Origin of the sequence: Paenibacillus sp. GCM10027630 (assembly GCF_042676305.1) — a bacterium.
Taxonomy (GTDB): Bacteria; Bacillota; Bacilli; order Paenibacillales; family NBRC-103111; genus Paenibacillus_S.
Window position 1 is genome coordinate 172,381 of the sequence record NZ_JBHTGY010000039.1, and the last position, 12,941, is coordinate 185,321.

At 41.1% G+C, this 12,941-nt stretch carries 14 protein-coding genes and 1 riboswitch; of the genes, 10 read left to right on the forward strand and 4 right to left on the reverse strand.

Going from position 1 to position 12,941, the window contains the following annotated elements:
* Positions 1-71: 71 nt before the first annotated feature.
* The 5 genes from ACFQ0C_RS21245 (at position 72) to ACFQ0C_RS21265 (ending at position 5,769) form a co-directional block, all read left to right on the forward strand.
* A complete protein-coding gene (locus ACFQ0C_RS21245; protein ID WP_379369304.1) occupies positions 72-2,015 on the forward strand; it encodes a PAS domain S-box protein in 1,944 nt (647 codons plus the stop codon).
* Positions 2,016-2,050: 35 nt separating this feature from the next.
* Positions 2,051-2,626 (forward strand): HD domain-containing protein, encoded by a 576-nt coding sequence (locus tag ACFQ0C_RS21250; protein WP_379369306.1) that lies wholly within the window; start codon positions 2,051-2,053, stop codon positions 2,624-2,626.
* 21 nt (positions 2,627-2,647) lie between these two features.
* Complete coding sequence (locus tag ACFQ0C_RS21255) at positions 2,648-3,436, forward strand: class I SAM-dependent methyltransferase (RefSeq protein ID WP_379369308.1); 789 nt, start codon at positions 2,648-2,650, stop codon at positions 3,434-3,436.
* 139 nt (positions 3,437-3,575) lie between these two features.
* Positions 3,576-5,051 (forward strand): protein adenylyltransferase SelO, encoded by a 1,476-nt coding sequence (locus ACFQ0C_RS21260; RefSeq protein ID WP_379369310.1) that lies wholly within the window; start codon positions 3,576-3,578, stop codon positions 5,049-5,051.
* Positions 5,052-5,337: 286 nt separating this feature from the next.
* A complete protein-coding gene (locus ACFQ0C_RS21265) occupies positions 5,338-5,769 on the forward strand; it encodes an NUDIX domain-containing protein (protein WP_379369312.1) in 432 nt (143 codons plus the stop codon).
* 67 nt (positions 5,770-5,836) lie between these two features.
* Here ACFQ0C_RS21265 and ACFQ0C_RS21270 read toward each other — a convergent pair whose 3' ends face one another.
* Positions 5,837-6,679: a C40 family peptidase gene (locus tag ACFQ0C_RS21270; protein WP_379369314.1), complete on the reverse strand. Its 843-nt coding sequence runs from the start codon at positions 6,677-6,679 to the stop codon at positions 5,837-5,839.
* A 2-nt stretch (positions 6,680-6,681) separates the two neighbouring features.
* A riboswitch (cyclic di-AMP (ydaO/yuaA leader) is annotated at positions 6,682-6,831 on the reverse strand.
* A gap of 149 nt (positions 6,832-6,980) precedes the next feature.
* Here ACFQ0C_RS21270 and ACFQ0C_RS21275 point away from each other — a divergent pair.
* The 5 genes from ACFQ0C_RS21275 to ACFQ0C_RS21295 all read left to right on the forward strand — a co-directional run bounded on the left by ACFQ0C_RS21275 (position 6,981) and on the right by ACFQ0C_RS21295 (position 10,013).
* Positions 6,981-7,289 carry a hypothetical protein gene (locus ACFQ0C_RS21275; protein ID WP_379369316.1) on the forward strand — a complete coding sequence of 103 codons (309 nt, stop codon included), beginning with the start codon at positions 6,981-6,983 and terminating at the stop codon, positions 7,287-7,289.
* A 140-nt stretch (positions 7,290-7,429) separates the two neighbouring features.
* Positions 7,430-8,374, forward strand: coding sequence for an aminoglycoside phosphotransferase family protein (locus tag ACFQ0C_RS21280; RefSeq protein WP_379369318.1), 945 nt, complete (start codon positions 7,430-7,432; stop codon positions 8,372-8,374).
* Between the two features lie 239 nt (positions 8,375-8,613).
* The gene (locus ACFQ0C_RS21285; protein WP_379369320.1) at positions 8,614-8,925 is read left to right on the forward strand and encodes a PadR family transcriptional regulator; all 312 of its coding nucleotides are present in this window, start codon (positions 8,614-8,616) and stop codon (positions 8,923-8,925) included.
* Between the two features lie 17 nt (positions 8,926-8,942).
* Complete coding sequence (locus ACFQ0C_RS21290) at positions 8,943-9,569, forward strand: DUF2812 domain-containing protein (RefSeq protein ID WP_379369322.1); 627 nt, start codon at positions 8,943-8,945, stop codon at positions 9,567-9,569.
* A gap of 225 nt (positions 9,570-9,794) precedes the next feature.
* Positions 9,795-10,013 (forward strand): hypothetical protein, encoded by a 219-nt coding sequence (locus ACFQ0C_RS21295; protein ID WP_379369324.1) that lies wholly within the window; start codon positions 9,795-9,797, stop codon positions 10,011-10,013.
* A gap of 99 nt (positions 10,014-10,112) precedes the next feature.
* On the opposite strand, the gene qoxD is transcribed toward ACFQ0C_RS21295, so the two are convergent.
* From qoxD to qoxB, 3 genes are read right to left on the reverse strand one after another with little or no spacing between them, the layout of a single operon-like run.
* Positions 10,113-10,397, reverse strand: a complete 285-nt coding sequence (gene qoxD, locus ACFQ0C_RS21300; RefSeq protein WP_379369326.1) for a cytochrome aa3 quinol oxidase subunit IV — start codon at positions 10,395-10,397, stop codon at positions 10,113-10,115.
* A 1-nt stretch (position 10,398) separates the two neighbouring features.
* Positions 10,399-10,995 (reverse strand): cytochrome aa3 quinol oxidase subunit III, encoded by a 597-nt coding sequence (qoxC, locus tag ACFQ0C_RS21305; RefSeq protein ID WP_258211969.1) that lies wholly within the window; start codon positions 10,993-10,995, stop codon positions 10,399-10,401.
* The gene (gene qoxB, locus ACFQ0C_RS21310; protein WP_258211968.1) at positions 10,992-12,941 is read right to left on the reverse strand and encodes a cytochrome aa3 quinol oxidase subunit I; all 1,950 of its coding nucleotides are present in this window, start codon (positions 12,939-12,941) and stop codon (positions 10,992-10,994) included. Before qoxB ends, qoxC begins: the two co-directional genes overlap by 4 nt.

Here is a 12,941-nt window from a genome sequence, read left to right on the forward strand (position 1 = left end):
CGCATGATTGGATTTTTATGTTAAACTATTGAAGTAATATGGGATGGAATAACGAGTAGGAGGGATGATGATTGCAGGATTTGAATGAATACAATCCCCAAACCTTATTTGAACATATATATAGAAATGCTCCGATTGGTATAGCCTTAATATCGATGGAACGAAAGTGGATCAAGGTTAATCCTGCCGTGTGCAATATCTTTGGGTATCCAGAGGAACAGTTAATGGAGTTGACGGCAGATCAGATCAGTTATCCAGAGGATGCAGGCAATACCGAACAGTTGATACAAAAATTATTGGCTGGAAATATTTCTTTCTTTGAATTAGAAAAGCGATACTTTCATAAAAAGGGTCATATTGTTTGGACTTCCTTACATATTTCACTAATCCGAGATGAAAACGATGGACAACCTCTGTATTTCATTGCCCAAATTATCGACGTAACGAAAAATAAGATTGCAGAAATAAAACTGCAGGAAAGTATTGAACGGTATACTTCATTAAAGAAATATAACCATGATGCCATTATTTCCTTTGGTTTGGACGGCATTATTATAAATGGTAACAATATGGCGCAGCATCTGACCGGATATCGTATTGAAGATCTGATTGGAGGGAGCATTTCCAAATTAGTTGGTGATAGAAGTGTTAGCCGTTTACTTATTGCTTTGACAGATCATGCGCTTATTGAAAAAATTGAAAAAGAAATCAATTTTATTCAGCACAAAGACGGGCACACAGTTGAAGTACTCGTTACATTAGCTCCTATTATCATACAAAGTAAGGTGACGGGCTTTTATATCATTGTGAAAGACATGACTGAACAGAAGAAGCTATTTATTCAGAAAGAAGCCGCCGAAAAGACGAACAAGGCGAAGAGCGATTTTTTGGCGATGATGAGCCATGAGATTCGTACCCCTATGAACGGTGTAATCGGAATGACCGATGTACTCCTGGAAACGAATTTGGATCAAGAGCAAATTGAATACGTTCAAGTTATTAAACAAAGTGGCGATACTCTCCTTACCATCATCAACGATATTCTGGATTTTTCCAAAATTGAGTCAGGAAAAACCGAATTAATAGAAGAACCTTTTAATGTAAGAACTGTTATTTCAGAAACACTATATATGATTATGTCAAAAGCTCTTGAAAAGAATTTGGAAATTACTACATCGGTCTGCCCTGAAGTTCCCAACATGGTTTATGGGGATGCTACCAAGCTGCGGCAAGTTCTGATGAATTTACTTAGCAATGCTATTAAATTTACTCCTAATGGGGCTATTGCCGTATCTGTGGAGAATGTCTCGCAAGAACTGGATAAGGTACGTCTTAAATTTGGAGTTAGAGACACAGGAATTGGTGTGCCACAAGAAAAGGTCGCCCATTTATTCGAACCTTTTTATCAGGTAGATCATTTTATGACACGTAAGACTGAAGGAACCGGATTAGGATTAGCTATTTGTAAAAAGCTTATAAAGCTAATGAATGGGGAAATTTGGCATGAACCTGCTTTGGATCATGCGGGCTCTTCATTTCTATTCACAGTCAGCTTTCAAAAACAGCTGCATCCGGAATCATCGTACTTTGGTATGGCGACCCAGGAGGATCATTTAAAAGAAAATAGTAGCCGGCCTTCCATAAAGATTTTGATAGCTGAAGATAATGAAGTGAATCAAATTGTATTGAAAAAGATGATTGAGAAGCTTGGTTACACAGCAACAATAGTCCAAAATGGAAAAGAAGCGGTTGAGACTGTCAAACGAAATCCTTACGATATTATTTTTATGGATATTCAAATGCCGTGGCTGGATGGATTAGAAGCCACTAAGATCATTAAGGAAATGGTAGCTTTTAATAAAAGACCTTATATCGTGGCAGTGACTGCCCATGCGATAAAAGGTGATAGCCAGAAATATTTATCCGAAGGTATGGATGACTATGTAAGCAAGCCTGTCAGTATGCAGGCCATATCCAATATAATTAATAATTTCAAATTAATAAAAAATAGATGAAAAAGTATAATTCATCCTTGTGAGGTGTTTAAACTATGACTGGTAATAAAGAGAGCATCGGTAATATTATTGCTTTCATTAAGGAGCTCGAGCTTTTAAAAGATGTTACGAGGACCGCTTGGACACGAGGAGGAAGACAGGAAAGCGTTGCTGAGCATTCATGGCGGCTGTCTTTATTCGCATTTGCGCTGGAAGAATATTTCCCTGACATTGACATGAACAAAGCGATACGGATGTCTCTAATACACGACCTCGGGGAAGCTTATGGCGGAGATATTTCAGCAACAATAGAGGTGAATGAGAAGGACAAGCTAAAACGTGAGGAAGAAGCATTGCAGCAGTTATTAACGCCGCTGCCTCAGAGCATGCGTGATAAATTTATCGAATTATGGCAGGAATATAATGAATGTCAAACTAAAGAAGCAAGATTAGTTAAAGCTATTGATAAAATGGAAACCATCATACAGCATAATCAAGGCAGTAATCCAGCAGATTTTGATTATAGTTTTAATCTGGAATATGGCAAGAAGCACTCCCTGTATGAACCTGTACTGCAATCATTAAGAGAAATGATTGATGGAGAAACGATCATTAATATAAACAAGCCTTAGATGAATCCGGGAGGTATGTGTGTGCAAAGAGAACTGGCAAATGCGAACAAGGCTGCTTGGGAAAACAAAGCGTATCAAGCTTGGGTTCAAACTTATGGAACACCAAATGAGCTAGCCGTAGAATTGAAGCTGAATCACAGCAAAAATTTGCGTTATTGGTTAAAGTACATTGGTGATCCTGCAGGAAAGCGAATTATTAACCTTCTTGGCTCGCATGGTCGAAAGGCGATCTCTTTGGCATTACTGGGAGCTGATGTTACCGTAGTGGACATATCTGAAGAAAATAAGTTGTATGCGATGCAAGTCGCAGCTGCCGCGGGTGTGGATCTCAAGTATATATGTTCTGACGTCTTGAATATTCCTGATGAAGAGACACTAGGAGAATTTGATATTGTGTTGATGGAATTTGGTGTCCTACATTATTTTACAGACCTGAATTCCATATTCTCAGTGGTTAATCGCAGGCTAGGGTTAAATGGCCGGTTTATATTGACTGACTTTCATCCGTTTGCTCGCGCATGGATGAACACCAACAACCTGAAACACCCAACAGGTGATTACTTTGATGATAGCATTAAGGAAGGTGAAGTAGCTTTTGCCAAGTTGCTTCCCGAGGAAGAACGCTCTGAATTGGGTAAGGTTTTAGTTCGAAGCTGGACAATCGGTGATATTTTAAGCGCAATTGGTGAGATAGGATTAGTTATTAGGTCTTTTGAAGAAATACCCAGTCCTGCAGATCCGAGATTTCCAGAGTTTTACACCCTGATTGCCGATAAATTGGATATACAACTATCCCCGCTGCATCCCTAACTCGAGAATTTCCCTTGACTTGGTCATCTAGAAGTGGAAAGGGTATAATAAGTTCGCTAAGTAAACAATATAAAGGGTTGATTTGTGATAATAAAATAGTAGAGAACTAAAAACAAGCCAAAAGAAACCAGGTGATACAATGACAGAGAAAAAAGCATTCATCGAAACTGGATGGAACTTCGACAACAGTTATGCTCGTTTGCCGAAATCAGTTTTTACCCCTCTAACCCCACCTCCTGTAAGCTCGCCAGAGTTGATCATTCTTAATGGTCCTTTGGCGGCATCACTGGGGTTGAACGCCGATGCGCTGCAAAGCAGGGAGGGCGTAGCAGTGCTTGCTGGCAACCGGATTCCCGAAGGGGCCATGCCCCTTGCTCAAGCCTATGCAGGGCATCAATTCGGACATTTCACTATGTTAGGGGATGGCCGGGCACTGCTGCTGGGCGAACAGATCACTCCCTTGGGTGAACGGGTTGATATTCAGCTTAAGGGTTCAGGTAGAACGCCATATTCCCGCGGAGGAGATGGTCGTGCGGCGTTAGGACCGATGCTGCGTGAATACATAATTAGCGAAGCCATGCATGCGCTTGGTATTGCTACGACCCGCAGTCTTGCGGTGGTGACAACCGGTGAGTCAATATACCGCGAAACCGAGCAGCCTGGTGCAATTTTGACCCGTGTGGCTGCCAGTCATCTGCGCGTGGGCACCTTTCAATACGTCGCAAAATGGGGCACTGATGAGGATCTCCGGGCCATGGCGGAATACACCTTGCGAAGACATTTTCCGGAAGTTAACACCGATGAGAATCGCTATCTATTACTGCTTCAGGAAGTGATCAAGCGTCAAGCTACACTGATTGCCAAATGGCAGCTCGTCGGTTTTATTCATGGGGTGATGAATACCGATAACATGGCACTTAGCGGGGAAACGATTGATTATGGTCCTTGCGCTTTCATGGATGGTTATGATCCAGCAACGGTGTTCAGTTCCATTGACGCTCAAGGCCGTTATGCCTATGCCAATCAGCCGCATATTGCTGCGTGGAATCTGGCGAGATTTGCTGAAACTCTATTGCCGCTGCTGCATGCCGATGAGGCTCAGGCAATCAAATTGGCCGAGGCTGCAATTTCAGGTTTTGCTGATTTGTACCGCCGTAATTGGCTCGCGGGAATGAGGGCAAAACTGGGAATATTTAACGAAGAGCTGCAGGATGAATCGCTTATCGAAGACCTACTTAGTATGATGCAGAAAAATCATGCGGACTTCACGAATACATTCCGCGCTTTAACTTTTGAGAAGCCGGAAGATACGATCCTGTTTGGCACCTCTGGATTTACTCAGTGGTATGAGCTGTGGCAGGCGAGACTGGGAAGGCAGCAGGAACCCAAATCTTCCTCCCATCAGTTAATGCGGGACAGCAATCCCGCGCTAATCCCACGTAATCATCGGGTAGAGGAAGCGCTGGAAGCAGCGGTGAAACAAGGAGATTACAGCGTAATGGAACGGCTTCTTGCTGCTCTTTCGAGCCCCTATGCGCACTCCCCCGAACAAGCTGAATACTCTACATTGCCCGCGATGTCAAGTCGTCCTTACCGAACCTATTGCGGTACCTAATATAGAAGCTTCGGAGTAACTAATGAATAGTTACGGATATATGTTTAAAGAAAGGGACCTATTAATGGGTCCCTTTTTTGTTTGCAGGGGGAAAATAACAATCAAACAAAATTATCTTAATCCTCATTCAGAAATAAATCAGCTGCCAAAGAAATCTGCATCTGCTGCCATACTTGCTTGACGATTAGTTAATTATTAGTCATTTATCATTGGTAACTGGAAATATAAAGGAATATATTATTTATCAGGATAGTTAAGATGAGATCAAGAATAGGAGGTTAGGAGCATGGAGAGAACAGCTGACGCCGCTGGGTGCACAATTTTTGATAAGTCAGGGAGGATTTTACTCGTTCATCAAGTTTACGGCAAAAAAAAGTGGGCACTGCCGGGCGGTGTTGTGGAGAACGGAGAGTCTTCATGGGAAGCTGCAGTTCGGGAATGTAAGGAGGAAATTCAGATAGAAGTTACAGATATGTCACTCAGTGGACTTTACTTTTTATCTCATCGAAATGCCTATGTTTTTATTTTTCGAGCGAATTCTTTCAGCGGAATCCCTACGCCTGACGGTATAGAAATTGATGAATGTGCCTATTTTGATTTGCATGATTTGCCCAAACCAATGTCTAATTTTACTATTCAAAGAATCCAAGATGTCGCTTTATTTGAAAAGAACGTATATATGAGAGAGCAGCATGTAAATACGTATGTGATTGAATAAGCTGGTTCTCAAATATTTTAGTCTGCCCGAGGCATTCGGAGAAGTGACTCAGGCAGACTAAATAAATTTATATGTTTTTAGCACCTATGTATCTGGATCCCCAATAAGGGCTGAATAGTGAATCGATTTGAACCCCGTGTGATGACGTAGCTGAGATGAATTGACCGTTACCCATATAGATTCCTACGTGAGATACGCCGCTTTTAGAAAAAAAGACCAAATCCCCCTGAGTAGGATAAGCTACTGCGGTTCCCACATTATCGTACATTTCAATAGATGTTCGAGGTAAATCAATTCCCCGATTATGAGTAAATACATACCGTACAAACCCTGAACAATCGAATCCGTTAGGTGTACTGCCTCCCCATTTATAAGGTACGCCAAGATACTCTTTGGCGAATTGGAGGATAGTATCCTGCTTCTTTGATTTATACCACGCTGGGGCATGGTATTTCCCATCCGCGTCTACGATGGCGAGCTGATTCTCGTCATCCCATTGAACTTTGTTTCCGAGAGTTTCGGATACGAACCGGAGAGGTAAATATACACTTCCTTGGTCCATACCGATCATGGATTTCACTTCGACTTGTTTCCCGTTGACTTGTACGAACGTATCTCCAGTTTTCAAGGTTAAGGTTTGATCGTCCTTTTTCATAGAGACTTTAACCTCTCTACCTTCCTTTGACCAGCTGATCTGGTAACCGAGCGCTTCCATCAGAGGACGAAACGGTACTTGGAGCTGAGAATTGGTATCCACGACAGGTTGTACTTCGGGAAAATTGAGGAGCGTATCATTGACTTGAATTTTGACTCCTTCATTCGGGGTTGAGGCATGAGCACTGACCGTAGAAAAGAATGCGCAAGAAAGAAATGCACTAAAAAACACAAACGATTTGCCTGAAAGCTTCAAACTATTTTCCTCCTAATAGCCTCCGAGGTTAGTTGACGGGTTAGGGAAGAGGTTTTCCCTTATTCGCAGCTCAAAGCAGTCGAATATTCACCCCGAGAATAGATGTCCCCCGTACTAGCACTTATGCTGTGCAGATTCGGCATATTTTACTAAAAACCACCCTTACAATATATTCGTGTCCCAATTGATATATCAGTGGGTGTCAGCGTGTTATAACGAGTTTGGATATCTCTGATATATCTCTTTTGCACTAAGATGTGATATATTTTCTTATATCCATTTTACGCTAGGAGGCATTTCAATGAGTCAGCGCTATCGAATTACAAGAGCATTTCAGGAAAATGACAGTTCAGACCTAACCATTTCTTTGGAAGAGTGTAAACAGTATTTTGCATCCAAACCTGATTTTACTTATACGTCAGTGTTTACGGTGACAGGCTCTACCAGCATGTCTATTGAAGGAGACTTCTTCATGTGGAGCTACGGCGATACAAAGATCCCATTCCGTCATTATCAAGGCGATATCTACGTATCTGGCACCAATGAAGCAGTCATTCCCAAAATAATTGAGGTTGCAGGTGAATTAAGGGCGGATGTGTCGGAGGGGTAATCTTTTCGACTGAAGAAGGTTCTATTTGCAACCTGGTTGCTGTGATAGAGGAATATTAATGGAGTGGCTGTTACTTATGTCGGAAGCCAGATTGTATATCTCAAATATGGTGCAATGGCCTAGTTACATAGGGGGACATAATGATCAAGATCAGGAACATCTTGAAAGATCACTATGATCTAGATATCATAAACGTTTTACCACAGAAGGGTGGTTGGGCGGCACTTGCATATAAAGTTTATGACAACAAGGCTGCCTACTTTTTGAAGGTTTATGAAAAGAGCAGAGCATCCACCGCCAAATGGACGGCACATATAGATCAATATGTTCCTATTCTGGTGTGGCTCATGCATAATAGCAGCTTGAAAGGTAAAATTCCGGTACCCATTTTAACTAAAAAAGGTGACTATAAATGTGAGGATGATGCTGGAGTTTATTTGCTTTATGAATATATAGATGGAGAAACAATTGGTGATAAAGATTTGAACAAGGAGCAAATTTACCATCTATCGGTAATAGTGACAGAGCTTCATGCCTATGGAGAAGAAATACCTATTCAAACGGATATGGTCAAAGAAAATTTTCATGTTCCGTTTTTGCCAGAGCTTAGAAACTCGTTGGATGAAGAGAATAACCTTATTCCTGTTGATCTAAGAGAAGTGATGAACCCTCACATTGAACAAATTAGGGATATGATCGATACCGTTGAACAATTGTCTGTGAGGTTAAAGACCGGTAATGTAAGAATGGCTCTGTGCCACTCAGATCTCCACAATTGGAATCTGATGCAATCCGAACCACATCTGATGTTAATTGACTGGGAAGGGTTGAAATTGGCCCCCGTTGAAGCGGATATGATGTTCTTGGTTGACAAGCCGTACTTTGCTGAATTTTTAAGCATCTATCAGAATCTTCATAAGGATTTTGTAATGAATCCTGATGTCTTGCAGTTTTATAAGGGCAGGCGCAAGCTGGAAGATGTCTGGGAATTTATGGAGCAACTCCTATTCGACAAACAAGATGGTGAAGAAAGAGTTACTACTATTAGCCTCTTAGCGACAGAACTGCGCGATATAGACGTATAATGATCCAGCACAGAGGACACCTTGTATCTGAAATAAACGATCCCTAATAGGTTGGAAATTTTAATTACATATTGCGGAGATTGATGGTTGCATCCGCAGGCTGGGCCGTGTAGCAGAAAAATATGCTAAACGGCTTTTTTACTGTTGCTATATACAGTCTCATTGTGTATAGTGTAACTATACAGTTTTACTATATATAGTCTGACGATATATGTGCCGTTGATTCAAGGAGGGGAAACATGAGCAGAGATAAAAATTTGCCGCTTACGGAAACCGTTTATTATATTCTATTGGCCTTGATGGAACCGGCACATGGATATTTGATTATGCAAAAGGTTGAGGAGCTAAGCGGCGGACAGGTAAGAATGGCTGCTGGGACGCTGTATGGAGCTGTTGAGAATTTGGTGAAGCTAAAATTTATACAGCCTGTCAAAAGTGAGGACAGCAGGCGTAAGGTTTATGCCATTACTGATAGAGGACTGGAAATTTTGCGTCTCGACTTTGAAAGAATGAAACATATGATTGAGGTTACGAAAGATACCTTCAGATAAGAAATGGGGGAATAGTGGTGAAAAAATTTAAGTTCTTTATTAATTTTGAGAAAGAAGAGCAATGGCTGAATAAGATGGCCCAGCAAGGTTACAGATTCACAAAAAAAACGATGGGTTATGAATTTCAACCCGACAAACCCGACAATGCAGTTATAAAAATGGATTACCGAACATTTAAAAAGCAGGAGGATTTTGCAGATTACTGTGCTCTTTTCGAAGACTGTGGTTGGCAACATATTACGGGGACCAAAAGTTCGGGTTATCAATATTTTAGGAAGATACACGAAAATGGATACGATGATATTTTTTCAGATGCTGATTCCAAAGCCGGAAGATATAAAAGAATATCTGAAATGTGGAGCACCTTGGCTACTACCTTCATCCCTATTTTTGTAGTACTAATCTCCACCGACTCTATTGATACGGCAGCATTTCTAAATCCCAAATTATTGTATTATACTCCCGGGCTATGGGAAGAAACAGGATCGGCCTTTTGGAAAGCCTTTCTCTTTGAAACGCCATTTGCCTTTTTCAGAGGGTTTCTCTGGTTACTTATTCCTATTATGATTGTTTTATATTTAATATTTGCATTCAAAGCGAATAAGCAATATAGCAAAATACAAGCAGATAAGTATGGGAAATGAGAAATGCTAACTATCAAAAAAACTATCAGCAAGGCTGTCGATTGCAAATGGATCGGCAGCTTTTCTGCGTAATTGGTACAATTAGCTGTTTTCTAAGTGTTCTTTTGAAATTGGCCAATGATCCGAGCGAGAAATTCAATCGGATTATTTGTGAACATTTTAATAAAAAAGATTGACGTTTCTGTGAACAAAGTGAATAATATAGCGTATAAGGAGTGAGCTGACTTGAAGAATAATACGCCAATACTGAATGCGGTGAAGGTTGTAGGTATTTCGCTACTTGCAATAGGATTTATTATGTTGATATTAGGTATTTTCGATAATAATTATAGCAGTATGATTCCCATTGGTATGGGCACAATTGCGGGAGCTGTTCTTATATTCATAATGGGCGTGTTCTTTGTTGCAACGGAAGAGATGCTAGCGAAGACCGGGAGAAGTTAATAATTTGAATAGCTCGCAAAAGAACCCTCAAGTTAACTTGAAGGTTCTTTTACTCATTTTATAGGACAATAGGGTTTACCCTTGTGAGACAGCCCCTGATCAGACAAAACCCCAGACCATACATAGTAACGTACCAAAGACGGTAACTAATGCAATGGCTAACGCATAATAGATGTTTGTGTAGATGGCTCCTTTATCCCCCGTTTCACCGGCATGCATAAATACCACGAGTTGAAGGCCCGCTTGTATAAATGCTGTTACAAGAAGCACAGTCATGCCGAAGGCAAATGACATGTCGAAGAAGTAAACGGAAAGAGCTGCTGCAGTAAGGATCATCGAGAATACAAAACCCATGACTTGTTTGCGCGGAAATAACTCTTTCATGCTACATCATTCCTTTCAAGTAGACAAAGCTGAATATGAATATCCAGACTACGTCCAGGAAATGCCAGTAAAGAGAGAAGATGAAGGACTTATTAGCTGTTTCAGGGGTCAGACCGTCTCTCTTTACTTGTAAAATAATAAATAATCCCCAGAAAAGACCAAATGTAACGTGTGCTCCGTGTGTGCCCAATGTGGTTAACAGGATGGCTGTAAATGCACTTGTTTGAAGCCCTGCCCCGATGTGAACATAGTGAGTGAACTCATAAATTTCTACACCCAAGAAACCTGCTCCAAGAAGGAGGGTGATCCCGAAGAATATCATCATGGCCTTCTTATTGCCAAGCCGCATGGCATGAATGCCAAGACCAATGATAAAACTACTTGTTAGTAGCAGAATGGTTTCTATAAGTACGGGTGTGATTTCGAACATTTCTTTCCCTGTAGGACCGAGCGCTGTACGATCAGCTAATGTGAAATAGGAAGAGAAAAGCGTGCCAAACAACATAATCTCGGCTCCGAGAAAAATCCAGAAACCTAAAATATTGATTTGATTTTGTTCTGTGCTGTATTCAAGCGGCAGCGAGTGATCGATTTTCATAGACTAGCACCTCGCAGTTTGTTTTCTGTTTCTTCAATTTCTTTTACGGAAATATAATGGCCGTGATCCTTCTGAAACGATCGATAAGTCAGACATGCAAAAATAGCAACCGTAGAGAGAATGACAGCAATCCAAATACCAAATACAAATGAAAATCCCCATACGAAGAAGATGCAGCTCATGATAAATGGAGCGCCGGTGTTATTAGGCATATGAATTTTGGTATATTCGCCTGGAAATAAGTCGTGACCTTTTTTCTTGAAATCCCAAAATGCTTCAATGGATTGAGTTTTGGGAGTAATAGCAAAGTTATAAGATGGAACAGGACTATGAGTAGCCCATTCAAGAGACCGCGCATCCCATGGATCTGAACCAATATCTCTTGAAGCGTAACGAATGCTGTAGTAGATGTTGTATACAATTAATCCAAAGCCTATGGCCAGACCAATCGCTCCGACAAATGAAAGCATATTGAGCGGCCCAAATCCAGTTGATTCGGAATAGGTGTACATACGACGAGCTTGGCCATCTAACCCCGTAAAGAACATTGGGAAGAAGGTGACATTAAAGCTGATTGCAATAAACCAGAATGCCCATTTGCCGATTCGTTCATTAAGCATGAAGCCGAACATTTTGGGCCACCAATAGGTGAGTCCTGCTATCATGGCGAATACAACTCCTGGGATAATAGTGTAATGGAAATGAGCTACGAGAAACATCGTATTATGGTACTGATAATCAGCCGCTGACATAGCGAGCATGACCCCGGTAACTCCACCAATTGTGAAAATTGGAATGAAGCCTATTGCATAAAGCATGGGTACGGTAAATACGATTTTCCCTTTCCAAAGTGTAAACAACCAGTTAAATATTTTAATTCCGGTTGGAACAGCAATAGCCATGGTTGTGATGGAGAAGATACTATTCGTAAGTGCTCCTTGACCCATTGTAAAGAAATGATGTGTCCATACTAAGAAGGACAGGAAAGAGATGATCACCATTGATGCTACCATTGACTTATAACCATATAGGTTACGGCGTGCAAAGGTAGAGATAATCTCACTATAAACACCGAATGCTGGGAGAATTAAGATATAAACCTCAGGATGACCCCAAACCCAGAACAGGTTCGCCCATAGCATATCCATACCGCCATTTGTCGTTGAAAAGAAGTGTGTTCCGAATAACCGATCCATGGTCATCATAATTAGCGCCACAGTTAATACAGGGAAAGCAAATACAACGATTACGTTTGCGGTTAAGGCAGACCATGTGAACATTGGCATTTTCATTAATTTCAAACCAGGTGCTCTCATTTTTAAGATGGTCACAATGAAGTTAATACCTGATATTAAAGTACCAATACCGGATATTTGCAGAGCAAGCGCATAATAGTTTGTTCCTACAGATTCACTGAACTCATTGCCTGATAGCGGGAAGTAAGCCGTCCAGCCTGAATCAGGGGAACCGCCTATGACGAATGAAATGTTAAGCAGCATGGCCCCCATGAAGAATAGCCAGAAGCTTAATGCATTCAAGCGTGGAAACGCTACGTCACGTGCTCCAATTTGCAAGGGAACAACGAAATTCATTAAGGCATAGATGAAAGGCATAGCCATAAAGATAATCATAACAATCCCATGCGTTGAAAAAACTTCGTTATAATGTTGGGCATCTAACAGTGCATTATCCGGTACGGCCGTTTGTGCACGCATCATTAATGCATCTACACCGCCACGAAAAAGCATAATAAGAGCGGATATCAAATACATGATACCAATTCGTTTATGGTCAACAGTTGTTAGCCATTCTCTCCAAAGATAACCCCATTTTTTGAAATAAGTTAAGCCAGCGATGATCGCAATGGTTGTAAGTGCAATGGCGACCATTGATGCATAAATAGCTGGACTTGGATGAGGCACAGCAAATCGTTCAAAGAAGTCCAT

Coding starts and splice junctions, on each gene's coding strand:
- ACFQ0C_RS21260 (WP_379369310.1), top strand. CDS start 3,576: ATGACAGAGAAAAAAGCATTCATCGAAACTGGATGGAACTTCGACAAC.
- qoxD (WP_379369326.1), bottom strand. CDS start 10,397: ATGAAAGAGTTATTTCCGCGCAAACAAGTCATGGGTTTTGTATTCTCG.
- ACFQ0C_RS21265 (WP_379369312.1), top strand. CDS start 5,338: ATGGAGAGAACAGCTGACGCCGCTGGGTGCACAATTTTTGATAAGTCA.
- ACFQ0C_RS21280 (WP_379369318.1), top strand. CDS start 7,430: ATGATCAAGATCAGGAACATCTTGAAAGATCACTATGATCTAGATATC.
- ACFQ0C_RS21250 (WP_379369306.1), top strand. CDS start 2,051: ATGACTGGTAATAAAGAGAGCATCGGTAATATTATTGCTTTCATTAAG.
- ACFQ0C_RS21275 (WP_379369316.1), top strand. CDS start 6,981: ATGAGTCAGCGCTATCGAATTACAAGAGCATTTCAGGAAAATGACAGT.
- qoxB (WP_258211968.1), bottom strand. CDS start 12,941: ATGGACTTCTTTGAACGATTTGCTGTGCCTCATCCAAGTCCAGCTATT.
- ACFQ0C_RS21285 (WP_379369320.1), top strand. CDS start 8,614: ATGAGCAGAGATAAAAATTTGCCGCTTACGGAAACCGTTTATTATATT.
- qoxC (WP_258211969.1), bottom strand. CDS start 10,995: ATGAAAATCGATCACTCGCTGCCGCTTGAATACAGCACAGAACAAAAT.